General features: G+C 70.6%; 24 protein-coding genes and 1 CRISPR repeat array. Of the genes, 4 read left to right on the top strand and 20 right to left on the bottom strand.

The window, feature by feature from the left end; all coding sequences use genetic code 11:
- The 7 genes from Cs7R123_RS22695 to Cs7R123_RS22725 form a co-directional block, all read right to left on the bottom strand.
- Entirely contained in the window at positions 1 to 669 is a 669-nt protein-coding gene (locus Cs7R123_RS22695; RefSeq protein WP_212829733.1) for an HAD family hydrolase, read from the bottom strand.
- On the bottom strand, positions 666 to 1,796 hold the full coding sequence (locus Cs7R123_RS22700; RefSeq protein WP_212829734.1) for a TIGR03364 family FAD-dependent oxidoreductase: 1,131 nt from the start codon (positions 1,794 to 1,796) through the stop codon (positions 666 to 668). The genes Cs7R123_RS22695 and Cs7R123_RS22700 overlap by 4 nt, the downstream gene beginning before the upstream one ends.
- Positions 1,793 to 3,517 (bottom strand): phosphonate ABC transporter, permease protein PhnE, encoded by a 1,725-nt coding sequence (phnE, locus tag Cs7R123_RS22705; RefSeq protein WP_212829735.1) that lies wholly within the window; start codon positions 3,515 to 3,517, stop codon positions 1,793 to 1,795. Before phnE ends, Cs7R123_RS22700 begins: the two co-directional genes overlap by 4 nt.
- Positions 3,514 to 4,293: a phosphonate ABC transporter ATP-binding protein gene (gene phnC, locus Cs7R123_RS22710; protein WP_212829736.1), complete on the bottom strand. Its 780-nt coding sequence runs from the start codon at positions 4,291 to 4,293 to the stop codon at positions 3,514 to 3,516. Before phnC ends, phnE begins: the two co-directional genes overlap by 4 nt.
- An 11-nt stretch (positions 4,294 to 4,304) precedes the next feature.
- Positions 4,305 to 5,231, bottom strand: a complete 927-nt coding sequence (locus tag Cs7R123_RS22715; protein WP_212829737.1) for a phosphate/phosphite/phosphonate ABC transporter substrate-binding protein — start codon at positions 5,229 to 5,231, stop codon at positions 4,305 to 4,307.
- Between the two features lie 140 nt (positions 5,232 to 5,371).
- On the bottom strand, positions 5,372 to 6,118 hold the full coding sequence (locus Cs7R123_RS22720) for a GntR family transcriptional regulator (protein WP_212829738.1): 747 nt from the start codon (positions 6,116 to 6,118) through the stop codon (positions 5,372 to 5,374).
- Positions 6,119 to 6,256: 138 nt separating this feature from the next.
- Positions 6,257 to 7,264 (bottom strand): LacI family DNA-binding transcriptional regulator, encoded by a 1,008-nt coding sequence (locus Cs7R123_RS22725; protein ID WP_212829739.1) that lies wholly within the window; start codon positions 7,262 to 7,264, stop codon positions 6,257 to 6,259.
- Between the two features lie 152 nt (positions 7,265 to 7,416).
- Here Cs7R123_RS22725 and Cs7R123_RS22730 point away from each other — a divergent pair, with 152 nt between their 5' ends.
- Positions 7,417 to 8,709 (top strand): MFS transporter, encoded by a 1,293-nt coding sequence (locus Cs7R123_RS22730; protein ID WP_212829740.1) that lies wholly within the window; start codon positions 7,417 to 7,419, stop codon positions 8,707 to 8,709.
- Positions 8,710 to 8,757: 48 nt separating this feature from the next.
- On the top strand, positions 8,758 to 11,175 hold the full coding sequence (locus Cs7R123_RS22735; RefSeq protein WP_212829741.1) for a glycoside hydrolase family 3 protein: 2,418 nt from the start codon (positions 8,758 to 8,760) through the stop codon (positions 11,173 to 11,175).
- A gap of 81 nt (positions 11,176 to 11,256) precedes the next feature.
- Here the strand turns inward: Cs7R123_RS22735 and Cs7R123_RS22740 are convergent, their stop codons facing one another.
- Positions 11,257 to 12,312, bottom strand: coding sequence for a hypothetical protein (locus tag Cs7R123_RS22740; RefSeq protein ID WP_212829742.1), 1,056 nt, complete (start codon positions 12,310 to 12,312; stop codon positions 11,257 to 11,259).
- The gene (locus Cs7R123_RS22745; RefSeq protein ID WP_212829743.1) at positions 12,309 to 12,512 is read right to left on the bottom strand and encodes a hypothetical protein; all 204 of its coding nucleotides are present in this window, start codon (positions 12,510 to 12,512) and stop codon (positions 12,309 to 12,311) included. The genes Cs7R123_RS22740 and Cs7R123_RS22745 overlap by 4 nt, the downstream gene beginning before the upstream one ends.
- Positions 12,513 to 12,596: 84 nt before the next feature.
- On the opposite strand from Cs7R123_RS22745, the gene Cs7R123_RS22750 reads away from it, so the two are divergent.
- Positions 12,597 to 13,244 carry a TetR/AcrR family transcriptional regulator C-terminal domain-containing protein gene (locus Cs7R123_RS22750; RefSeq protein WP_212829744.1) on the top strand — a complete coding sequence of 216 codons (648 nt, stop codon included), beginning with the start codon at positions 12,597 to 12,599 and terminating at the stop codon, positions 13,242 to 13,244.
- Positions 13,245 to 13,649: 405 nt separating this feature from the next.
- On the opposite strand, the gene Cs7R123_RS22755 is transcribed toward Cs7R123_RS22750, so the two are convergent.
- The 6 genes from Cs7R123_RS22755 to cas1e all read right to left on the bottom strand — a co-directional run bounded on the left by Cs7R123_RS22755 (position 13,650) and on the right by cas1e (position 18,300).
- Complete coding sequence (locus Cs7R123_RS22755) at positions 13,650 to 14,141, bottom strand: DUF1877 family protein (protein ID WP_212829745.1); 492 nt, start codon at positions 14,139 to 14,141, stop codon at positions 13,650 to 13,652.
- Between the two features lie 354 nt (positions 14,142 to 14,495).
- Positions 14,496 to 14,660, bottom strand: coding sequence for a hypothetical protein (locus Cs7R123_RS22760; protein ID WP_212829746.1), 165 nt, complete (start codon positions 14,658 to 14,660; stop codon positions 14,496 to 14,498).
- 151 nt (positions 14,661 to 14,811) lie between these two features.
- A complete protein-coding gene (locus Cs7R123_RS22765; RefSeq protein ID WP_212829747.1) occupies positions 14,812 to 15,138 on the bottom strand; it encodes a hypothetical protein in 327 nt (108 codons plus the stop codon).
- Positions 15,139 to 15,267: 129 nt separating this feature from the next.
- The gene (locus Cs7R123_RS40785) at positions 15,268 to 15,588 is read right to left on the bottom strand and encodes an ATP-binding protein (RefSeq protein WP_280517323.1); all 321 of its coding nucleotides are present in this window, start codon (positions 15,586 to 15,588) and stop codon (positions 15,268 to 15,270) included.
- A gap of 83 nt (positions 15,589 to 15,671) precedes the next feature.
- Positions 15,672 to 17,285: a CRISPR direct-repeat array (repeat unit 28 nt; unit sequence GGATCACCCCCGCGCGTGCGGGGAACAG).
- A gap of 50 nt (positions 17,286 to 17,335) precedes the next feature.
- Positions 17,336 to 17,707, bottom strand: a complete 372-nt coding sequence (cas2e, locus tag Cs7R123_RS22775; RefSeq protein WP_212829748.1) for a type I-E CRISPR-associated endoribonuclease Cas2e — start codon at positions 17,705 to 17,707, stop codon at positions 17,336 to 17,338.
- Positions 17,707 to 18,300, bottom strand: a complete 594-nt coding sequence (gene cas1e / locus Cs7R123_RS40280; RefSeq protein ID WP_244872083.1) for a type I-E CRISPR-associated endonuclease Cas1e — start codon at positions 18,298 to 18,300, stop codon at positions 17,707 to 17,709. The genes cas2e and cas1e overlap by 1 nt, the downstream gene beginning before the upstream one ends.
- Positions 18,301 to 18,389: 89 nt before the next feature.
- On the opposite strand from cas1e, the gene Cs7R123_RS40790 reads away from it, so the two are divergent.
- Complete coding sequence (locus Cs7R123_RS40790; protein WP_280517324.1) at positions 18,390 to 18,512, top strand: hypothetical protein; 123 nt, start codon at positions 18,390 to 18,392, stop codon at positions 18,510 to 18,512.
- A gap of 155 nt (positions 18,513 to 18,667) precedes the next feature.
- Here Cs7R123_RS40790 and cas6e read toward each other — a convergent pair whose 3' ends face one another.
- From cas6e to casA, 5 genes are read right to left on the bottom strand one after another with little or no spacing between them, the layout of a single operon-like run.
- Entirely contained in the window at positions 18,668 to 19,333 is a 666-nt protein-coding gene (gene cas6e, locus Cs7R123_RS22785; protein ID WP_212829749.1) for a type I-E CRISPR-associated protein Cas6/Cse3/CasE, read from the bottom strand.
- A 3-nt stretch (positions 19,334 to 19,336) separates the two neighbouring features.
- Positions 19,337 to 20,032 carry a type I-E CRISPR-associated protein Cas5/CasD gene (cas5e, locus tag Cs7R123_RS22790; RefSeq protein ID WP_212829750.1) on the bottom strand — a complete coding sequence of 232 codons (696 nt, stop codon included), beginning with the start codon at positions 20,030 to 20,032 and terminating at the stop codon, positions 19,337 to 19,339.
- Positions 20,029 to 21,153, bottom strand: coding sequence for a type I-E CRISPR-associated protein Cas7/Cse4/CasC (gene cas7e / locus Cs7R123_RS22795; protein ID WP_212829751.1), 1,125 nt, complete (start codon positions 21,151 to 21,153; stop codon positions 20,029 to 20,031). Before cas7e ends, cas5e begins: the two co-directional genes overlap by 4 nt.
- Positions 21,150 to 21,845: a type I-E CRISPR-associated protein Cse2/CasB gene (casB, locus tag Cs7R123_RS22800; RefSeq protein WP_212829752.1), complete on the bottom strand. Its 696-nt coding sequence runs from the start codon at positions 21,843 to 21,845 to the stop codon at positions 21,150 to 21,152. The genes cas7e and casB overlap by 4 nt, the downstream gene beginning before the upstream one ends.
- A complete protein-coding gene (casA, locus tag Cs7R123_RS22805; RefSeq protein ID WP_212829753.1) occupies positions 21,842 to 23,491 on the bottom strand; it encodes a type I-E CRISPR-associated protein Cse1/CasA in 1,650 nt (549 codons plus the stop codon). The genes casB and casA overlap by 4 nt, the downstream gene beginning before the upstream one ends.
- Positions 23,492 to 23,496: the final 5 nt, after the last annotated feature.

Consider the following 23,496-nt stretch of genomic DNA (forward strand, 5'->3'; position numbering starts at 1 on the left):
TCAGACTCGCGCGTCGATCAGTGCCGGCAGCTCCACGACACTGCTGATCACCTCGTGGGCGCCCGCCGCCCGCAGCGCGGACTCCGACCGGCCGCCCGTCAGGACCCCGACGACGAGTCCGGCCCCCGCCGCCACGCCGCAGGCGGCGTCGGACTCGGTGTCGCCGACCACCACCAGCGAGCCCACCGACGAGGCTCCGGTGCGCAGCAGCGCCATCAGGGCGAGGTCCGGCGCGGGCCGGCCCCGACCGGCTTCGGCCGGGGTGAGCACGGCGTCGGCCAGCTGCTGCCAGCCGAGGGCGTCGATGACGGCGTCGGCCGTGGCCCGGCCGAAACCGGTGGTGAACACGACGGCCAGCCCCCGCCGGCGCAGTTCGCCGACGGCCTCGACCGCGCCGGGGATCGGCTCGCATCGGCCCTGCCCGACCAGTTCGGCGTACGCCTGCTCGAACGCGATGTTGAGCCGCTGCGCCGTCGCCTCGTCACCCAGCGCGCGGAACACCTCGATCTTCGACTGGCCCATGGTGGCCCGTACGTAGTCCAGGCTCGCCGAACGGTCGGGGTCGCCGGGACGGACCCGGTCGAAGGCCCGGGTGAACGCCTCCTCGACGAGGCCGTCGTCGGCGACGGTCGTCCCGGCGAGGTCCAGGACCACTGTTTCGAAGCTCATGTCCGTACTTCCTTTGCTCTGGTACCGAAGAGTTCGGCGACGACGGCGTCACCGAGGCCGAGGCCGGTGGTCATACCGATGCCGGTGGTGACCGACACCACCCGGACCCCGTCGACCGGCGCCGCGATGAGGAACTCATCCGGCGCCGACGCGTAGATTCCCTGCCAGCGTTCGCTCACCGGCAGCCGCGCAACCCCGAACAGGTCCCGGGTGACCGTCTCGAGCGCGGCGAAGGACGACTCCGCCTGGAAGGGCGTGATGGCCAGGCCCCGGTAGTGGGTGTCACCGGCCAGCAGCGACCCGTCGCGCTGCGGCGTGTACATCTGGTTGAGGTCGAGCGCGTACAGGTCGGGGTGCTGGGCCGCAAGCCGGTCGCGTACGGACGCCGCCGCGGCGGTCACGGCGAATCCTGAGTACCGCATCAGCGACCACCCGGTGAACACCGGCACCCGGACCTGCGCCGGCAGCGCCCCGGCCTCGACTCTGATCATGTCCAGGCCGCAGCGCACCACGCCCCGCTCCTCGGCCAGCGCCGGGTAGAGGTGGTCGACGTCGTGACCGACGCAGACGGCGATCGCCTCGGCGCGGATCGGCCCGCGGGAGGTGTGCAGCAGGCCGGGCTCCGCGCCGAGCGCGGAGGTGCGCCACCGGAACTCGACGCCGCCGCGCTCGAGGTGCCGGGCCAGGGCCGGTGCCGCCTGCCGTGGATCCACCTGCAGGTCCCGGGGCAGCCGTGCGCCGCCGACCGCGCCGACGACGGGCGCCCACTCGGACAGCTCCTGCGCGTCCAGCAGGGTCACCCCGGGTTCGCCCCGGCTCCATTCGTCGAGCACTGCCAGCTCGTCGGCGGCTCGGGCGGCCACGACCGTGCCGGACTCGCTGACCCAGAATCCGGCCTGCGCCCCGTACCGCAGCCACAGCTCGCGGGTCCGCTCGGCGTACTCGCGGGCCTGTCCGAGCTGCGGGGTGAGGCAGGCGTGTCCGAAGTTGCGGACGCTGGCGCCGATGATCTCGGTCGACCGGTCCACGACGACGACCCGTAGACCGCGCTCGCGTGCCGCCGCGGCGTGACCCAGTCCGACGATGCCGGCGCCGACGACCGCGAGGTCGTATCCGTCTGCTGTCACCGCAGGGCCTTTCGGATGAGGAACGAGATGCTCTCGACGACCAGGACGACGAGGACGAGGATCACGATGAACGCGGCCACCTGGTCGTAGCGCGAGACCCGGGTGGCGTCGACCAGGTAGTACCCGATGCCGCCCGCGCCGACGATGCCGAGCAGGGTGGCCGACCGGATGTTGGTGTCCAGCAGGTAGAGGGTGTTGCCGACGAACGCCGGCAGGCTGAGCCGCGCCGTCGCCGAGAAGAACACCTGGGTTCGGGTGCCGCCGACCGACTGCACCGCCAGTTGCGGCCCTCGTGGCGCCTCTTCGAGTGAGTCGGCGACGAGCTTGCCGAGCAGCCCGACCCCGCCGACGGCCAGGGCGATCGTGCCGGCCTGCGGGCCGAGCCCGCTGAGGATGATCAGCAGAATGGCCAGGATCAGCTCCGGGATCGCCCGGATCACCAGCAGGACCGTGCGGGCCGCGGCCCGGACGATCCGGTTCGGGGCGGCGTTGCGGGCGGCCAGCGGTCCGGCGACCAGCGAGGCCGCCGCGCTCAGCAGCGTGGCCGCCGCGGCGATCTGCAGCGTGACCAGCAGGGCGTCGGCGACGTCGGACCAGGTCCGTGGCGAGATCGAGAGCGGCCAGGTCCGCTCGGTCACCAGGGGGATCTGCGGCCAGAAGCCGAACAGGTCCAGCCAGGCGGCCTTCGACCAGACCGCCGCGGCGGCCAGGACCGCGACCGTGGCGAGCAGGCCTGCCGCCGAGGTGATCCGCTCGCTGGTCCACGGGCGCCGCATCGCGGCGTCGACGGTGAGCCGCGGCGGCAAGCCCGGTCCGGCCGGTGCCGGGGCGGGGCGGCGGGTGGCCCGGGCGATGCGCGCGCCGAGGCTGCGGCCGGTCGGGGCGGTGCCGAGCAGCCGGGCCCGGATCACGGTGGACAGGATCTCGAACAGCACGCAGAGCCCGAAGATGACCAGTACGTATGCCATCGCCTGGCGGTAGTTCAGCGAGTCCAGCGACAGTCGCAGGTCGTAGCCGAGTCCGGTGACACCGGCGTAGCCCAGCAGGACCGAGCCGCGCAGGTTGATGTCGGCCCGGTGCAGGGTGGTGGCGATCCATGACGGCAGCACCTGCGGGAAGACGCCGGAGAAGAACTGCTGGGACCGTGACGCGCCGGTGGCCCGTACCGCGTTGCGGGGTCCTTCGTCGATCTGTTCGATCGCGTCGGCGAACAGCTTGGAGATCATGCCGACCGAGTGCAGCGCGATGGCCAGGATGCCCGGCAGGGAGCCCAGCGTGAACAGCAGCACGAAGACCATGGCCAGCACGACGTCGGGTACGGCGCGGGCGACCACGCCGACCGCCCGGCCGACCGGGATCAGCCAGCGGTACGGGCTGGTGTTGCGGGCGGCGAGGTAGGCGACCGGTACCGACAGCAGCGCCGACAGCGCCGTGCCGCACACGACGATGCCGAGGGTGATGCCGATCGACTCCAGCAGGTCGGCGGTCGGCGGGAAGCGCAGCGGGAGCATCCGGTCCAGGAACGGGCCGACCCGGTCGAGGCCGCCGGTGAACGTGTCGGCGGTGAAGTCGAGGGTGGACAGTGACCACAGTGCGAACACGAGCATCGCCGCCAGCGTGCCGACCGCCGCCACCGTGGACGTCCGCGGGCGGGGGCGGGCACCGACCCGTTCGGTGACGGTGGCCGGGACGGGTGGCTGGAGCGCCGACCGTGCGCTCATAGCGCGCCCGCCAGCGACGCGGTCCGGCGGCCGTAGATCTGCATCGCCGCCTCGCGGGTCAGCTCGGCCGCCGGGGTGTCGAGCACGACGGCGCCGTCGCGCATCCCCACGATCCGCCGTCCCCAGGCCAGCGCGAGTTCGACCTGGTGCAGGCTGCAGATGACCGTCAACCGGTCCTCTGCCGCGATCTGCTGGAGCAGGGCCATCACCTGGTCGCTGGACTCGGGGTCGAGTGAGGCGACCGGCTCGTCGGCCAGCAGGATCGCCGGTTCCTGCATCAGCGCCCGCGCGATCGCGACCCGCTGCTGCTGGCCGCCGGACAGCGCGTCGGCCCGCTGGTATGCCTTGTCGAGCAGGCCGACGCGGTCGAGCTGGGTCAGGGCGCGGTGCCGGTAGGCGCGTGGATAGGACCCGATGCCGATGCGGGGTCCGCGCAGGGTGGCCAGCGAGCCGGTCAGTACGTTCTCGAGGACCGTGAGCCGGCTGACGAGGTGGAACTGCTGGAACACCATGCCGATGCGGCCGCGCAGGCGGCGCAGGTCGCGTCCGCGCAGGGCGCCGAGGTCCTGGCCCAGCACGCGCACTCGGCCGGTGCTGGGCGTTTCGAGGCCGTTCAGGTGGCGCAGGAGGGTCGTCTTGCCGGAACCGGAAAGTCCCAGCAGGACGACGGTCTCTCCGCGGTCGACCGTCAGCGACACATCCCGTACCGCGGAGATCTGTCCGAAGGTCTTGCTGAGCCCGTCGATCTCGACGGCGGGCGTGTCGCTGACAGTCATCGTGGTGAGCCTCAGTTACCGCAGGCCGTGGCCTTGGTGGTCTGGCACAGTTCGCGGATGACGTTGTACTTCGCGTCATCGACCGGCGCCAGGGCGTAGAAGGTCTTCTTGAAGTTGTCGCTGTCGGCGTTGGCGATGCCGGCGGCCTGGATCTGGTCGATGGTGAGGTTGCGCAGGCCGTCGACGATCTTCTGCTTGAGGGTCGCCGGGAGCCCGTCGGAGACCACCATGGGGGCGCCGACCACGAAGGTCTTGCTGACGACCTTGAGGCCAGGCTGGGCCTCCACCGCGACGTCCTCGGCGAAGCCGGCCTCGCACTCGGTGCCCTGGGAGACCTTCAGCGCCGACGCGTCGTGCTTGCCCGCGAAGACCGGCGTGATGTCCTTGGTCGGGTCGATGCCGGCCTTGATCAGGTTGTAGCTGGGGTACAGGTAGCCGGAGGTCGAGGTCTGGCTGACGAAGCAGACCTTCTTGCCCTTGAACTCCTCGATCTTGGTGATCGGGGAGTTGGCCGGGACGACCGCTTCGGAGTAGTAGCCGGGCTCCTGGCCCGCCTTGGTGATGATGGAGGCGAACGGCGTGATCTTCGCGCCGTTCTTCTTGGCCGTCACGTACGTGAAGCCGGAGAAGCTGGCGACGTCCACCTTGCCGGAGACGGCGGCCTCGATGAGCGCGGCGTAGTCGGAGGACTCCCGGTACTCGACCTTGAGCCCGGTCACCTTGGCGATGTAGTCCTGCAGCGGCTGGTAGTTCTGCTGGGTGGAGGCCGTGTCCGGCACGACTCCGAAGACGAGGGTGCCGGGGTCCTTGGCGAAGGTGCCCGCCTCGGTGGAGGCGCCCGGTGCCGGGGTGTCCTTGTCGGCGGAGCAGGCGGCCATGCCGAGCATCAATACGGCCGCGGCGGCTGCGCCCAGCAGGCCACGAGCGGAGATCTTCATTGGTAACCCTTCCTGGCGCGGGCATGAGCCCGCGGAGATCGCATTGCAGCGTCAAGCGATCGCCAAGGTAGGGAGCGGAGGTGAACTCGCCTCCAACGGTCCGTACTTCCAGATGAAGCAGACCGTAAGGTACGGACCTGTTACCGTTCCGTTATCAACCGGGCTTGGAAGCCGATCCGGTCACCGCGGTACAGCGCGCGGACCCGCTCGATCGGCACCCCGCCCGGGTCCCTGCTGAGCCGCTGCATCAGCAGCATCGGCAGCGCCGGGTTCGTCTGCAGCAGCAGCGCCTCCCGCGGACTGGCCAGGGCGGTCTCGATCCGCTCGGTGGCCTCGGCCCACACCACACCCAGCTCGTCCTGCATGCACTTGTAGAGCGACCCGGTCGGGTCGAGCACCTCCAGCAGCGTCGGGAAGCGATCGGCGGGAAGGTAGGTGCTCTCCAGACCCAGCGGCTCCCCATCAGCCAGCAGGACCCGCTCAAGGTGGATGACCGGCTCGCCCGGTGCGATCTCCAGCTCCCCCGCCAGCTCCTCGTCGGCGGCGATCTCGTCGAGCGTGATGACGATGCGACCCGGCTGGTATCCCATACCCCGCAGCGACTCGGTATAGCTGACCAGCGACAGCGGCTGGATCAGCTTCGGCTTGGCGACGAAGGTCCCCCTGCCCTGCTGAGCGCTCAGCCGACCCTCGATCGTCAGCTCGGAGATCGCCTGCCGCACCGTGGACCGGCCGACCCCGTAGCGCGCGGCCAGGTCGCGCTCCGGCGGCAGCGGCGCCCCCACCCCCAGGGTGGCGATCTCGTCCAACAGCAGGGCCTTCACCGCGTAGTACTTCGGTACCCGCCCGTGCGCGGGAACACCCGCCTGGTAGATCGATGCCGACATGGCGCTCACTTTACGTACCGGCCCGACGCCTTGATCGTGCGGTGATCCTGGTCGTGTCGCGGCTCGCGGAGGCCGCGGCCACGTCATGAGCAGGCCGCCGCCGGTCGGACGGCGGCGCAGGTCGGCTCACCGCAGCCGTCAGCGGGCTCGCCTGGTCGAGCCACGGGCGACCACTTCGGCCGGGGCGGTGGCCGGGCCGGGCTCGCCCGTGTCGCGGCCGATGCTTCGCAGGATCGACGCGACCAGGGCGGGGACCAGGGTCGCCGGGTCGAAGCGGACGGTGGTGAGCGGCGGAGAGGCCAGGGCTGCCGCGCCGATGTCGTCGGCGCCGATGACGGCCAGGTCGTCGGGCACCACGACCTGCGTCTGCCGGGCGGCTGCCAGCAGCGCCAGGGCGACCTCGTCGTTGTACGCGGCGACCGCCGTGACCCCGGCGGCGCGCCACGCGCGCATGGCCTGCCCGGCCGCCGTGCCCGGTGGCGTGCTCAGCACGACCGGGGCGGGCAGGCCGTGCTCGGCGCAGACCTGCCCGACGCCGCGCAGGCGCGGTTCGGCGAACGGGATCAGGGAGGCGTCGGCCGTCATGGCGTAGCCCAGACGCCGGTGTCCCAGGCCGACCAGGTGTTCGGCCTGGATGCGCCCGATGGTGTCCTGCGAGGCGCCCAGCGCCGCGCCGTCCTCGCCCAGCCGGAACGGCAGGTGGGCGATGCCCGCGGCGTCGAGTTGGGAGAGTTCGTGCGGGCCGAGCGGGTCGACGGTGATGACCAGGGCCGGGGTGACGTCGCGCCACAGGTCGGACAGGTGCCGGTTGGAGCCGGCCCGGGGGTGGACGAGGAAGGTCATGCCGCGTTCGGAGAACTCCTGCGACATCACGTCCAGGGTGCGGGCGACCAGCTCGCCGCTGGACCAGCCGGGCATCAGCAGCAGGACGATGTCGGAGCGTCCGCTGCGCAGTACGCGGGCGGCGGCCGAGGGCTGGTAGCGCAGCGCGGTGGCGGCGGCGAGCACCCGGCGGCGGGTGTCCTCGGGGATGGTCTGGCCCGGGGTGTCGTTGAGGACGAAGCTGACCGTGGCTCGGGACACGCCGGCTTCGCGGGCGACGTCGGCGCTGGTGGCGCGCCGGTCCGGCGTCTTCTTGCGGGTCATGGTCGCTCCCTCGGGGTGGCACGTCTCGCGCCCGGTGCCACGGTATCGCCTGGCCGCCTGTTGACATGAGCGTCGGCGGGTGCGATCGTCCCCACCTAACTTACACGTGTTAGTTGCTTCCCTTCGGATCGACGACGCCCTGGAGCTCCCCCATGTCCGCTTCCGCCGACCTCTCCGCACCCGCACTCGACCAGGACGGCACCGCCGACGCTCCAGGCGTCCAGGACCCGCCCCCTCCGGTACGGGGCATGCGCCGCCTCATGGGCTGGATCATCCCGGCCAACCTGGGCATCTTCATGCTGTGGGGCGCGATCCCCGGAGTCCTGCTCCCCCAGCAGATCACCGTGCTGTTCGGCGAGCAGGACAAGGTCGCCAACCTCGCCCTCGTCGCCACGATCGGCGCGTTCGCGGCGATGATCGCCCAGCCCGTGGCCGGGCAGCTGTCCGACCGCACCAGGTCGCGGTTCGGCCGCCGCGCACCATGGATGATCATCGGTACGCTCGCGGGCGGACTCGCCCTGACCGGCCTCGCGTTCGCCGGCACGCTCACCGGCGTCGTGATCGCCTGGACGCTCGTGCAGATCTGCTACAACCTCGCCCAGGGCCCCCTCAGCGCGATCATGCCCGACCGGGTCCCGGCCGCCCGCCGCGGCACGTTCTCCGCACTGACCGGCATCGGCGTGATGGCCGGCGCGCTCGGCGGCCAGGTGGTCGGATCGGTGTTCTTCGACAGCATCACCGCCGGCTACCTCATCTTCGCCGCCGTCTCCGTCCTCGCCCTCGGCCTGTTCACCATGGCCAACCCCGACCACCCCAGCACCGGCACCGCCCGCGAACCGTTCCGGCTGCGCGACTTCCTCAGCACGTTCTGGATCAACCCGGTCAAGCACCCCGACTTCGCCTGGGCCTTCCTCGGCCGCCTGCTGCTGTACACCGGCTACTTCGCGGTGACCGGCTACCAGCTGTTCCTGCTCACCGACTACTTCCACGTCGCCGAACCCGAATCGATGATCCCGGTGCTCGGCCTGACCAGCCTGGTCGGCATCCTGCTCGCCACGGTCGTGTCCGGGCCGCTGTCAGACCGCGTCGGACGCCGCAAGCCGTTCGTGTTCGGCTCGGCGATCACCACGGCCGTCGCGCTGCTGCTGCCCTGGATGTGGCAGGACGTCACCGCCTGGACGCTCATGATGTTCATCTCCGGGTTCGGCTTCGGCATGTTCCAGGCCGTCGACACCGCCCTGATGAGCGAGGTCCTGCCCTCGGCCAAGTCGTTCGCCAAGGACCTCGGCGTGGTCAACATCGCCGCCACCCTGCCGCAGACCCTCGCCCCCGGCGTCGCCGGCGCGATCGTGCTGGCGTTCGGCTACGCGGGCCTGTTCCCCGTCGGCATCGCCCTCAGCGTCCTGGGCGCCTTCGCCGTCTGGCCCATCAAAGCAGTGCGCTGACCCACCCACGACCACCGACCGACAGATGACGACAGGGCACGACAGACCATGAACCACGAACACGGCACCGCCCCCACCACCGAAACCGTCGACGCGCAGGCACGACGCATCGTCCAGGGTCTCTCCCCCGCCGCCCGGGTGAAACTGCTGTCCGGCGCGGGCATGTGGTCGACCGAACCGGCACCGGGCGCACCCGCGGTCATCCTGGCCAACGGACCCAACGGCGTCGGCAAGCAGGTCGCCGACGCCGACCACGTCGGCATCGGGCAGACCGTGCCCGCCACCTGCTTCCCGGCCGGTGCCGCACTCGGCGCGACCTGGGACGAGCGGCTGCTCGAAGAGATCGGGGCGGCGATGGGCCGGGAAGCCCGCGCCGAGGGCGTGGGTGTCCTGCTCGGACCCGGGCTGAACATCAAACGCCACCCGGGCGGCGGCCGCACCTTCGAATACCTGTCCGAAGACCCGCTGCTGGCCGGCAAGGCCGCCGCCGCCCTGGTCCGCGGCGTGCAGTCCGAGGGCGTCGGCGCGTCGGTGAAGCACTTCGCCGCCAACAACCAGGAGACCTCGCGCATGCGCCTGGACTCGGTAGTGGACGAACGCACCCTGCGCGAGATCTATCTGACCGGCTTCGAGATCGCCGTCACCGAGGGCAGGCCCTGGACGGTGATGACGTCCTACAACCTGCTCAACGGCGAGCACACCGGCGAGTCCCGGTACCTGCTCGCCGGGATCCTGCGGCAGGAGTGGGAATTCGACGGGCTGGTCGTGTCCGACTGGATGGCGGTGTTCGACCGCGTCGCCGGGCTGCGGGCTGGACTGGACCTGGAGATGCCCGGCGGCGCCGGCGCCTGGGACGCCCGGGTCCTGCTCGCGGTGGAGTCGGGGCAGCTGCCCCAGGACGACGTCGACCGGGCCGCCGAGCGGGTCGTCGCGCTGTCGCTGCGCTGCGCGCAGGCCTTCGCACAGCACGGGCAGGCGGTCGTGGACCGCGACGCCCATCACGAGCTGGCCCGGCGGGCCGCGGCGGCAGGCACCGTCCTGCTCACCAACGACGGGCTGCTCCCGCTGGCGGCGTCGGGGCACGTCGCGGTGATCGGGGCCGCCGCCGAGCACGCCCGCTTCCAGGGCGTGGGCAGCTCCCACGTCAACCCGTGGCGGACCGACACCGTCCTGGACGCGCTGGGTGCCCGGCTGGCCGGGTCGGCCGAGCTCAGCTATGCGGCGGGCTACGACCCGAAGACCGGCGCTTCGACGACCGAGCAGCGGCGCGAAGCGGTGGCGCTGGCGGCCCGCGCCGACGCCGTCGTCCTGATGCTGGGCGTGCCGTCCGGGTCCGAGGCCGAAGGGATCGACCGCACCGGCCTGGAGCTGCCGCAAGACCTGGGAGCCCTGGCCCGTGCGGTCGTGGCGGCCAATGACCGCACGGTGGTGGTCCTGGTCAACGGGGCTCCGCTGGAGCTGCCGTGGGCCGACGAGCCCGCGGCGCTGGTCGAGGCGTACCTGGGTGGGCAGGCGGCCGGGTCGGCGATCGTGGACGTCCTGTTCGGCGACACCGAGCCCGGCGGCCGGCTGGCCGATAGCTTCCCGGTGCGGGCATCGGACCTGGCCGCCGCGGCGAGCTTCCCGGTCACGAGCCCGACCCAGGCCCTCTACCGGGAGACGGCGTACGTCGGCTACCGGTTCCACGACAGCTGGGACGTCGCACCGCGCTTCGCGTTCGGCCACGGGCTGGCCTACACCACCTTCGGGTACGGCACCCCGGCCGTCACCGGGCAGGGCACCGACCTGGTCGTCACCGTGCCGGTCACCAACACCGGTCGGCGCGCGGGCACCGAGACCGTGCAGCTGTACGTGCACGACGTGGTCTCGTCGGTGCACCGGCCCGCGCAGGAGCTCAAGGCGTTCGCGCGCGTGCGGCTGGAACCGGGCCAGGTCGGGCAGGTGCGGCTGCGGCTGGACCGGCGGGCCTTCGCGGTATGGGACGTCGCCGCAGGTGCTTGGGCGGTGGAGGCGGGGGACTTCGAGCTGCGGATCGGGGCTTCCTCCCGCGACATCCGCGCGACGGTCGGTGTGCGGATCGAGTCCGGCGACGTGGTGACGGCGGTCGCCGGGCCTGCCGGCAGTGTCGCGACCGACGCGGAGATGGCGGTGCTGCTGGGCGGGCCGGTGCCGGTGGCTCGGCCGCTGCTGCCGTACACGACGGACTCCACGATCGAGGATCTGCGCCAGACGTGGCTGGGACGGCGGATGAGGTCGTTGCTGCTGGCGGCGGTCCGCAAGCAGGTGCCCGTCGGTGACCCCGACCTGGAGACGATGGTGCAGGCCGTCCTCGCCCAGATGCCGTTGCGTGGCTTGGTCGCCGCGGCTGGTGGCCGCCTCAGCCTCGACGCGCTCGACCGCGTCGTGGGGCTGCTCAACGCTGTTTCGCCCGCCGCCCGGCGGGCGGGCAGGAGGGCGTCGGCTTGACCTGTACCCGGTAGGTGCGGGTTCACGGCGGTGCCCTGCCGGTCCGGCAGGGCACCGTGCCGCAGGTGCGAAGCTGCGGCGTCACAGTTCCCCGGTCGCGGGTCGCCTGGGCGCCGATGGCGGCGGCGCGGCGGGGGTCGCCTCGCGCTGCCGGATGCGGCGGTTGAGCAGGGCTAGGCCCACGAGCGTGAGCATGATGATGCCGACGAGTCCCAGCCGGTCGACCGGGGTGTCGGCCATGATGATCATGCCGCCGAGGCTGTGGGCGACCAGCGCCCCGCCCATCAGGGCCAGGGTATGGCGGTCGCTCCACCCCGTGGAGTTCGCCAGGCGGGTGAGCGTCCGGTATCCCCAGGCGAGGCCGGTGGCGGCGACGGCGAGTGGGACCAGGACGAGTAGGCCTTTGGTGAAGGCCGGTTGGCGGGCGCCGAACATCGGGAACGTCAGGGCGAAGAACAGCAGCGTGGCTGCGCCTGAGGTGAGGAACAGCGTCGCCGGGCCGGGCACCGTCACGCTCGACGTTTGTGCGCGCGGCACCGGCACCACGGTCAGTGCCAGCACCCCGAGGGCGGTGACCAGCGCGAGGCAGCCGATGACGAACGGGAGCGGCGCTTGGAATCCGGGGTCTTCGGACGGCGGGACCGACACGCGCAGGACGAGCACGCCCAGGGCCATGACCACCGCGGTGACCACGAGCCCGAACCGGCCCAGATACGGCCGTCTCCGGAACGCGGGGAACAGCAGCTGGGTGAGCGCGATCGGGATCGCCACGGTGAACACGGCATGGTAGACCGTGTTGGCGAACCAGTAGGGCAGGTTGAAACCCAGCAGCCGCGCCCCCCATTCGGCCGCGTGGTACAGGCGCGGGCTTGTGAGCGCCTGTAGTCCGATGCCGTCCTCGAGCAGCTCGTAGCAGACCGCAAGCAGCAGGATGCTGGGCCATCCCCGGTGCCGTCTGACGGCCAGTTCCCGGATCAGGAGCACGCCCGCGCCGTAGACGGGCATCCACAGCAGGACCAGCCACGCCATCCTGATCGGGGTGGACCCGAGGGCCAGTTCCGCGACCAGGGGTGTGAGCAGCACGAGGACCCAGGCGGCCATCCGGTTGTACCGCTTGGCGCCGGGCTCGGCGGTCATGCGCGGCGCGGGTCGGTGCCCGCTGCCTTGACCAGGCGGTCGCCGACGGCCAGGTCCTGCCACAGCGCCCGGGGTACCCGGACCTTCAGGGTGCTGCCGTCGGCGACCCGGACGGTCACCCGGCGGTACAGGTTGGCGCCGTCGAATGCGGCATGGGACTTGTCCTCCACAATGCCTTCCCATACGTCCTGATCTGTCATGGCTCCACCTCTCGGCTTTGTTCCTGCCCGAAGGTTATCACCGATAAGCTTGAGAGTGCCACGCGAGGAAACTAGGGTTGACCCGTGCCACATCCGCGACGGCTGGAACGCAGCGCCATCGTCTCCGCGACGATCGACATCCTCGACGAGCGCGGCCTGGACGAACTCTCGCTGCACGCCATCGCCAAGCGCCTGGACGTAGCCCAACCGGCGCTGTACCACCACTTCCCCAGCAAATCCGCGCTGCTGGACGCCGCAGCGGCCGAGGTCCTCGACCGGTGGCACACCGAACGGCTCCCCCGACCCGGTGAGCCATGGCAGGAGTTCCTCACCCGCAACGCCGTCAGCTTCCGCCGCGCACTGCTCTCCGTACGCGACGGGGCACGGCTCATCGCCGCCACCGGCCCCCGCGCCCCCGAACCGGCCAGCGCGCTCGCCCGGATCGAATTCCTCGAACAGCAGGGGTTCACCGCCACCCAGGCCGTCCTGGCCTTCATCGCGGTCAGCCGGTACGTGATCGGCTGCGCCCTGGAGCAGCAGCTGGCCCCCGCCCAGGCCATCATCACCGGCGACCAGCCGCCAGAACTCCAACGCCTCCGGCAGATCTCCGAACACCTCACCCGGCTCGGCCCGGACTACGAATTCGAGGCCGGCCTGCATGCACTCCTCAGAGGACAGCCCCAACCATTCGACCCCGGCACCACCGCCAGACCGCCGACAACAGCGGCATGAGTACCACATACATCGGCCGATCACGATCAGCCGATGCAGTCGGCGCGCCAGGGCCGCGCACGCATGACTACCTTCAGGCTGAGGTGTCAAATGCTGGACGTGGCCACCGGCAGGTGATCAGGTCGATCCATCCCCGTGGGCTTCTACCCATCTCCTCCGCACAGCCGCAGGGGTGAACCGACGATTCGCTGTTACCTTGACTCCTGACACGAAGTCCGCGACGCGAACACGATTCTGTTGTCCTTGGACCACTGCTCGCAGGACGCTAGTACTGCGAACCCATCGTGATCAATGGGCCGTCCTACCGACTCAAGAACCGCCTCAAAGCCATCGACAGCGCCGCCATCCCCGCCCAGGCCAACGCAGCCTGACCCGGCCTCGCAGGCATGCATGCCTGAAGCGCAGCTACTGATCGACAACGAACACTGTCGCCCAGCCCGCCTGCGCGGCCCGCTGATAGAATGCGACGACGTCCGCCAGGTAAGTGGTCAGATATTGAAGGCCTGCCGCGTCCCGCGCCATGCCGAGCTCATCCGGGTCAATCGCCCAGTACATTGCAGTGAATCGCTGCATATCAAGGTCAGACAGCGCAGCCGCGATCTCACGGACCTCGGCCAGTGTGTTGAAGCTGACGACGTAGCCCTCTCCCTCGTGCAGCGGCAGGCCGCCGAGCACGACGGCATTGAGCGGATAGCTGCCGTCCTCGCTGCCGAGCTTGCCCTCCGTCAGACACCGGTGGATACCGTCCCACGCCTTGTCCACGCTGCACTGGTCGGGCACGTCACGCATGTCCAATTCCTTGATCACCTCAATCAGTCGGCGATCGTTGCCGTCCTCTGCCAGGACCAACGCAGTGCACTCATCGTCGAGGGCGAGGAAATAGCCACGGCATGCCACGTCCGGGAGGCTAGCACCGCGCACCGGGCCGCGAAGGCGATGCCATCACAAGATGATCACCGACGCTGTGCAGATTTCCCGCGTACGTCCCCGCGCACGTTGAGGAGTACGCCGACACGGAGCAGCGCGGCCAACTCGCCCTCGTGGAGCAGGACGACCTCTCCCCCGGCCTGATCGTGTGGCTCTGCCTGTGGGCGAGGTCTACGGTTGCACCTGTTTCCTGCCGTCGGCGAGGCCATCACCGGTGCCGACATCATCCGAGGCGGCCTCGGCGTGCTGCTGCCCGCCCTCACCGACACACCCTTCCAATGGGCGTACCCCAGCCCACGCTGGGTCAAGTCCTGCTCGCGGCATTCACCTGGCGTCGGCACCTGTTGTCAGTGCATTCTTACGCTCGATCGGCGCGAGCAGCCCCAACAGCAGCTCGCGCACGGTGCGTCGAGACTCCGAGCGGGCGAAGCGCGTACCGATGCGGGCCAGTGCGTCCCCGAACACCTGCCACCATGCGGCAAAGTTCACGCTCGGCCAGCGGCCGCCACGAAGCTATTCCGTTTGTCCACAACAGGCGATGATCTCGCGGTGGCCACCGCTGTCTGCGCCGCCGCCCGATCCGGCATACGCCCAGATCAGAGCAGGTCTTAGGCCCACTCAGCCACATGCCGCTGGCGTATTAGAAGTCTCGCCACTCGTCGAACCATTCGTCGGAGATCTCCGATGGGATTCCGACTTGTCTAGCGAGATCGTCGAACACATCCCCTGCTTCTTCGCGTCGGATGGTGTCCATGAGGAACTCTTCGCCGTCGAGGTCGTCGAGCCCGTTGATGAACGCGCGCAGGATTGGCTCGGCTGCGCTGATCGTGTCGGCGTCGTCCGGTATCGCTTTGAGCGCGAGAAGCGTGGCGTCGTAAAGAGCGCAGGCCGCTGCCGCGTTGGGGGCTTGTTCGTCGATCCAGTGACGGAACGGGTTGTATGCGCTGGAGGCGGGAGTAGGGTTCACGCCGGTCAACATAGTCCCTGGCTGCGACTTCGCACTGCTGGTGTCATCGGTTCAGGCGGCCGTCTGGCTACGGGTGCAGGCAAGGCGGTAGGAGGCGGTGCCTGGTCTGGATGATGTTGCCACCGAAGGTCAGGCGGTCGACGATCGCGGCGCAGAGACGGGGGCGGTGAACGTCTTCGTCCAGTTGGAGAACGCCTGGTTGGAGGAGATCGCGACGCTGCTCTTCTCTTCGCGTTCGGTGAGGACCTGGAATAGCAGTTCAGCGCTGCGGCGGTCGAGTTCCATGTAGCCGAGTTCATCGATGCAGAGCAGGTCGAGTCCACCACCCGGCAGGCCGATACACCCGCTCATCGACCACGATGAGCCGCTGCTGCACCATGCCCCGACAGTAGCCGCCGTCACCGACCAGCGCACCGCAACCGGGGGAATCACCATCCGCAACTCCAACACGCCTTCACCTTCGTGTCCGCACACTCCGGAACTCCTGCTGTCCGCTGCCATATGCCGACGCACCGGCGGCCTAGGACTCACTGGGATCACCCCCGCGTGCGCGGGAAGCAGCTCGGGAGGTTGTTCATCAGGCGCTCCGTTCAGGGACCACCCCCGCGCGTGCGGGGAGCAGATCAGCCAGTCCGCGACGGCCTTGCGCGTTCCGGGATCACCCCCGCGCGTGCGGGGAACAGTCCGAGGTAGCCCTACAGCTTGCCGCCTACCGGGGATCACCCCCGCGCGTGCGGGTAACAGTGCGGGCGCTGGCACCAGATCAACGCCCTGCAGGGATCACCCCGCGCGTGCGGGGAACAGACTCCCGCCAGGCTTCGGCTCAGGTCCTGGAGGGGATCACCCCCGCGCGTGCGGGGAACAGGCGGCGGACGTCGCAGCCAAGACCATGAACATCGGATCACCCCCGCGCGTGCGGGGAACAGAACACGCCGACGTACCGCGCGGTATCCAGCAGGGGATCACCCCCGCGCGTGCGGGGAACAGGATGTCCGCGACAGAGAAGAACATGATCTTGCCGGATCACCCCCGCGCGTGCGGGGAACAGTGCCTCCAGACCGCGCTGGCCGACCACCCGGGCGGATCACCCCCGCGCGTGCGGGGAACAGTCCCCGACCCATAGGGACCCGGTGAGGATGGAGGGATCACCCCCGCGCGTGCGGGGAACAGATCCTCTATCAATCTGTGCGGGTGTCATGCCGTGGATCACCCCCGCGCGTGCGGGGAACAGTCCTACGCCCGTGCCGCGGCACGCCGGGAGGCGGGATCACCCCCGCGCGTGCGGGGAACAGGTTCCCGACCAGAAGTTGCCGAAGGCGGACTGGGGATCACCCCCGCGCGTGCGGGGAACAGGTGTTGGTCATGGTGCCGCCGAGGTACACCCGGGGATCACCCCCGCGCGTGCGGGGAACAGTTCCTGGGCTCGCCCTGCGACTACGCAACCGAGGGATCACCCCCGCGCGTGCGGGGAACAGACGGAACGCCCCTGGGACCTGTTCCCGGGGGCGGGATCACCCCCGCGCGTGCGGGGAACAGCAGCGTGCCACCTGCTCTTCCGTGCCGTTCCAGGGATCACCCCCGCGCGTGCGGGGAACAGAACAGCGGAGACATGGGCGACTACGTCACCCTGGGATCACCCCCGCGCGTGCGGGGAACAGACAGTTGTGGCACCCGCAGTCATCACTAGCGACGGATCACCCCCGCGCGTGCGGGGAACAGGAGTACGCGCGCAACCTCGGGTTCACCACCGGGGGATCACCCCCGCGCGTGCGGGGAACAGCTCAGCGGACCGTCCGGGATCCGGTAGTACATGGGATCACCCCCGCGCGTGCGGGGAACAGATCACTTCAGCATCGGTCCCTCGGGTGTAGCGCGGATCACCCCCGCGCGTGCGGGGAACAGCAGCGGGTCGCGGTCACGCGCCCGGTGTGGTCGGGATCACCCCCGCGCGTGCGGGGAACAGCCGCCGATGTCGGGGACGATCTGGAGAACGTCAGGATCACCCCCGCGCGTGCGGGGAACAGATCTTCTAGGTCGCGCCCACATTCGGTGCACAGGGATCACCCCCGCGCGTGCGGGGAACAGCAGCCCCCCGTGGAGACGGAGAAAGGCGTGCCGTGGATCACCCCCGCGCGTGCGGGGAACAGACTAATTCACCTGGGATTCTGTAGGTCAACTTCTCGGATTTCGTTCACTTCTATTCGGCGTCATGGCCAGGAGCCGCATCACGGCGGCCGAATCGGCGGCGACGCGACGCCTTGCTCCATCCCGCTCTCATCGCCGGGTTCGCCACCCCTTCCGCCGGCCGAAGCATGAGCATCACGCCATCGAGGTCAACCGGCGTCCAATGATGATCGTGTACGAGAAACGACAACCGCTGCTCCCCCCGCGCCTGAAACACCATCAGCCCACGCCCGGCCCCCGCCATCTCGACAACCTTCCCCCAGAGCCGGTCCCGAACCCGGGCATTGACATGTCCCACATAGACACCAGCGGAGATCTCCAGCAGCCACTGTGTGAGATACCCCCGCAGCCCGGTCGGGCAGACCGTCAGCACGATGACGACCATCAGAAGTCCACGTCATCCGCACCGGCATAGTTCCGCCCGGAAGCGATCTCGATCCCGCTGTCGTCCCACAGCCTGACCTCGTCCGGCCCGAGCCAAGCCTCGTCGATCTCCCCCGCCGGCGCCGTTTGCAGCAGCAGTACGCGGATGTCCCGAACACACCGTCCCAGCAATCCGCCGTCGTGCACCCGGTCACGGATCGCTCGCCGCGTGTCGGCAGCGATGTCGGCACTTCCCGCTGCGACGACGTCAAACGCCACCGGAATGGTGATCTCGGCCTTGTACAGATCAGCGACGTCATACACGAACGACCGCTCGTGTCCCGTATGGACGAAGCCAAGCCCAGGCGATGCTCCGACCGCCACTATCACGGCGTGGACGATGCCGTAGAGACACGAGTGCGCGGCCGACAACGCCTGGTTGATCGGGTCGCCGCTGTCGAAGTCCGTGCGATCGTAGTCACGGCTGCGCCACGCGACCCCCGTCCGCTCGGCGTGCTCGCGATAGGTACGGCGTACCCGGGCGCCTTCCTTCCCGCGTAGTTGCTGCATGGTGAGGGTTGCCGTGTCCTCGCCCGGAAACCGCATCTGGTACATCGCGCGGGCCACCGCGAGGCGCCGGTCGCGATGGCTGACCGCTGCGGCTGGGCGACGAGCAGGCGGGTGGATGTTGCCAGCGTGCGGCCGTGCGCATAGTAGCGGACGCCCCGCTCGCCGACCCAGACGACGGTGGCGCCGTGGTCGGCGAGCAGGGCGATCGCCTGGTGGGTGATGCTGGTGCCGGGTCCGAGCAGCAGCACGCCCACTGAGGCGGCCGGGATGTGCAGGACGCCTCGGTCGTCGGTGGCGGTGACGGCGTTGCTGTCGCGGTGGACGATGCTGCGTTCGAGGTACAGAAAACTGATCCGGTCTTCGGCGCGAACCAGGTCGGCGAGTTCCGCGGGCGGCACGCCGGGGATCTTCATCAGCCGGCCGGGGCGATGGTGAGCAGGCCGCAGCCGTACGCCTTGGCGTGGCCGATCCCGCCCGTCAGTGCCTGCCGGAACACGGTGGGGTCGGTGACGGTCAGGATGCCGTCGTAGGTGGCCGTGACCAGGGTGACGGTGCCCATGCCGCGGGTGAACGTCTGCGTCTGCCGCTTGTGCAGGCGCAGGTTCGGCTGGCCGTCCTGCTGTGCCGCGACGGTGAAGCCGTGCCGGTCGGCCCGGTTGACCAGCCAGTCGGCCTGCTCGTGTTCGCGCAGGTAGCCGAACCGCTGGGTCTCCTTGGCGTCGGTGTTCTTGCGGCCGCTGTGGCTGGGGTTGGCGGTGAGCCGGAAGGCCCACCGCTGTCCGGGCTGGAGCTTGTCGAGCAGGGGCCCGTATTCGCGGGTGTCCCAGGTCTCGGTGGTGGGCCAGCCTGCCTGCTCGACCAGGTGGGTGAGGTCGGGTCGGCCGGGGCTGACCAGGTACAGGTGGACGGTCGCCGGTGCGGGGGTGTCCAGGCGCCAGAGGCTGCGGGTGCCGTCGTGCTCGTAGTCCTCTGGCCGGGCGAAGGCCGCGCGGACGGCGGCGTGCATCGCCTGCGGGGAGCTGAGCAGCTTGCGTGCCCCGCGGCGGGCGGTGTTGACGCGGAACCGGGTCAGGTACATCGCTCAGCCTCCCAGCAGGCTCATCGGGTCGTGGTCGACGCTGCGGTCGGCCAGGTCGTTGGTGATCTCGGTATGGCGGCGGACCACCGGCCGCCACGCGTGCTGCCGTCGGGCCGGGTCGAAGCTGATCGGCTCGTCGCACTGGGTCTCGGTGATCGCCTCGCCGGGGCCGGCGTCTCGGATCAGCTCCAGGTGGACCCGGCTGTCGGCCCGCTTGCGGAACCAGTCGGCGGCGCACCAGGGGAAGTCGCCGAGTCGGCCGTCGACGTCGCCGTCGTGGACGCCGAGGCTGATCCTGCCCGCGGGCGGGCAGGATCGTCGGCCGAGGAACAGCGGGAACGCGGGCCGTTGCAGGGCCTCGTTCAGCCCGTGCAGCAGCTCGTCGGGGCCGCCGACGGCGGCGAGGAACACCGCGTCGGCGAGGTAGTAGCGGTAGGTGAGCGGGAAGCGGGTGCGGCCGTCGAGCGAGCGTGTCACCTGGAAGTCGCGCATGATCTGGCCGGGCTGGTCGATCCGTACGCCGAATTCGAGGCCGAGCAGTTCGGTGAGCGGCTCGGTGCGCCGGATGCCCCGGGCGGCGGCTAGCAGTCCGAGGACGCCGCTCTTGGTGGGTGCGACCTCGGTTCCTCGGCGAGCGAACCGGCTGGAGGAGCCCCATGACTGCATGGGGCCCGCCAGTTTGAGCAGCAGGACGCTCATGCCTGCCGTCCGAGCGCGGCCGCGACCTGCTCCCCCACGCTGGTGACGAGGGTGGCGAACGGCACCACGGGTCCGAGGTCGGCCAGGGCGGCGGTCTGGGTGCCGACGTGGGTGATCCAGGTGGCGACGGGCTGCTCCCCGTACGCCTGCTCGACGCTCTTGGCGTGGGCGGCCAGCGCCTCGGCGGCGAGTTTGATCCGCCCGGCGGCCTCGGTCTCCCGGATCGGGGTCTCGAACGCGCCGACGAGGTTGATGGGCTGGGTGTCGCGGACGCGGACGACGACGGCGTCGGGCAGGGTGCGGTGGGCGAAGGTGTTCTGCTTGCCGGTGGGCATGCTGCGGACGAACGCGGCGAGGAACGCCTCGACGGCGGCGCGGGTGACGGCGGCGTCGCCGAGCGTGCTGTGCAGCAGGTCGACGTCGAGGGTGGCGTAGCGGTAGAGGGTCGAGGAGTTGAACTCGATCGTGCCGATCATGCCGGCGCCGGTCTCGGCGGCGTCGGCCTTGCGGTCGTCGACGGCGGTGAAGTAGTCGTACTCGTTGTCGACGGGGTGGACGCTGATGGCGTGCGAGACCTGGCAGGCGGCGTCCACGTTGATGTCGGACATGTCGGCGACCATGCGGCCGAACATCGCGATGTCGACCGAGTGTTCGGTGTCGGCCAGGGCCTTGAACCGGGCCTTGTCCAGCGGTGTGCCGGAGCGGCCGGCCTCCAGTGCGGCGGCGGCGATGTTGTCGAGCTGGCGGCGGCTGAGGAACAGCAGGTAACCGGACTCGACGTCCTTGGCCTCGCCCTTCTTCTTGTCGGCCTTGGCCAGGCCGGACGCGGCGAACGCCTCGGCGGCCAGCGCCGACGCCTGCTCGTCGCCGATACCGGGGTCCAGCGCCTTGATCCGGGTTGCGAGGGCCTCACCGACGCGCTTGGTGCGCTCGCCGAGCTGGGAGGGGTCGAGCAGGTCGGCGAAGGCGAGCCGCATGGCGCGCTTCCAGGCCTGGCTGGACACGCGGGCGCGGCGGGTGCCGCCGTAGACGGCGGTCTTCGGCGAGCCGGTGTCGTCGCGGTTGAGGTTGCTCGGCGGGACGGTCTGCAGGATGTGGACGTCGATGACGGTGCGGCTCATGCTGCGTTCTCCTCGGTGTCGGTGGTGTCGGTGGCGGTGCGGGTCTCGTCGATGGCGGCGGGTTCGGACGGTCGAGTGCGGTAGAACTCCCGGCCCCAGACGGCTTGCATCCGGGTGCGCCCGCCGGGCAGGCGCAGGGTCCGCAGGTCGTCGGCGAGCAGCCCGTAGTCCAGGCCGATCTCGTGTTCGCGCAGCATGGTGATGAGGCTGCGCAGGTGGTAGATGGTCTCGGCGTACGTGGTGGCGGTGCCCAGGGCCGCGAACCTGCGGCGGACGCCGTCGGGGCCGTCGGACTTGGCGACCAGGTCGGCCAGTCCCCGCCCCAGGCCGCGGCCGGCGACGTGCATGCGCTGGCGGCGTGACTGCTGGTGCAGCGCGTACAGCGTGGTCGCGTCGTGTGCGGCGTGCTCGGTGTCGGTGGCGTCGGCCGCGTTGTCGCGCCGGATGTCGAGCAGTTCCTCGGGCACGGACAGGTAGCGGTCGAGGGTGTAGTCGAAGCCGGGCTCGCGGCCGATGCCGCGGCGCAGCCGGGCCAGCGCGCTGACCGCTTCGGGCTGGGGCGTGTCGGCGAGCAGCCGGGCCTGCAGCCGGCCGATCGTCGCGGCGACGTGTTCGCCGAGCGGGCCCCGCGAGCGTCCCGGGGTGCGGGGGCGGTCGGGGTCGGCGCGCTGGGCGGGTGCCGCTGTGGTCATACCGTGGCCTCCTTCTTCTTGTCGTCGGCTGCTGGCGCGAGCGGCAGTGCCCGGGCCAGGCCGTTGCGGAACCACGCTTCGGCGAGCGGGCTGCAGTAGTGCGTGTCGCGGCCGTCCACCGCGATCACGCGGCCTACCCACGCCTTCTCACCGGCAGCGTTGACCAGGTCGCGGGCGAGACTGCGCAATTCCGCCCGGACTCGGTCCTGCCAGTACTGCCTCGCCTGGTGTGCGTCGGTGCCGGGGCGCAGGCGGGCCAGCCATTCGCGGAACCATTTGTCCAGGCGCGCGTACGCCTCCTCGGCTGCCCGGTCGGCGTCACCGCCGGTGTCGGAGCCGCCTGCCGCGCGGGCGAGGTTGGCCGCGAGTCTGCGCAGCTCGGTGACGGCCCGGTCGGCGTCGGCGGCACCGTCGACGGCGGCGGTGCGCAGCTCGGATCCTTCGACCAGGAGCTGGACGTTCATGGTCAGGCTGTCGCTGAACACCTCGTCGATGACGGCCTGCTGGGTGCCGTAGCTGATGCTCGTGGCGCGGGGGCGGGCGGGCAGGTCGCCGCCGACGGCGCCGGTGACCCACAGGTGGGCCAGCCACTGCAGCACCATGGGCGACAGCCGCTGGGGGGCGTCGCCGCCCGCCGCCGGCTGCGGCGGCAGCAGGGTCTGGAGTCCTCGCCACAGCGAGCGGGTGTGGTCGTGCGGCCGCGGCAGGTAGACGACCCGTTTCTGCTCCTTCTCGCGCGGGGCGCTGCGGCCCCATACGCTCATCGGTTCCAGGCTCTGGCGGTCCTGCCATTCGAACCGGTCGCCGATCGAGATCATCGCGCCGGTGATGCCGTCGCGGTCGCCGAACAGCCGGATCCGGCGCGACTGCCATGTGTACAGGCTCAGCAGGCCGAACGGTCCGCGGGTCGCGTCGCCCTCCTCGGCGGCGCTCTGCGGGTCCCGCTCCCAGACCGGCAGGTCGCGGTCGTCGGCCTCCCGCCAGTTCGCGGCGGTCGGCACCAGGTTGAGCAGCAGCGTCTCCAGCAGGGTGGCGCCTTCCAGGTGTACGGCGCCGAGCGAGCCCAGCGAGCTGACCCCGATCGAGTAGCCCTTGCCGTTCTTGACCCGGACGTCACCGACGGCGCCGGTCTTGATCCCGGCCGGGTCCCATGCCTGGCAGTGCAGCAGCCACAGCGCCGCCTCGGCGGGTGTGAGCCGCTCCATGCCCTGCGCGGCCCGGGTGGTGAGGTACGGCAGCCCGTTCGGGACGTCGGCGATGAGCCGCTCCAGCCCGTACGTGTTGTCCTTGTCGGCCTTCAGGTCGGGGACCTGGTAGAACGGGTGCTCCGGGTGCAGCAGGTCGAACCGATCGGCGAACGCGTCGAGGTAGTCGCCGATGTCGGTCAGCGGGAGGCGGCGGTCCTGCCACAGCTCGCGCCACGCGGCTTCGCCGTGCGGTCCGCCGCTGGCGCGGTGCAGGATCGCCAGCGCCAGCCTGAGGACCGCGAGCGTCTGGGTGGGCAGCTCGCACGCGATCGTCTGGACCTCGCCCGCCTCGGCGAACAGCTGCCGCAGCGAGACGTCGCGCCGCCGCGCCGCCCGGTCGAGCACCGGGATCCACGGCTCGTCCAGCAGGTTGAACGCTGGTGGTCGGGGCACGGACATGGCAC

The sequence above is a fragment of the Catellatospora sp. TT07R-123 genome, assembly GCF_018327705.1.
Lineage (GTDB): Bacteria > Actinomycetota > Actinomycetes > Mycobacteriales > Micromonosporaceae > Catellatospora.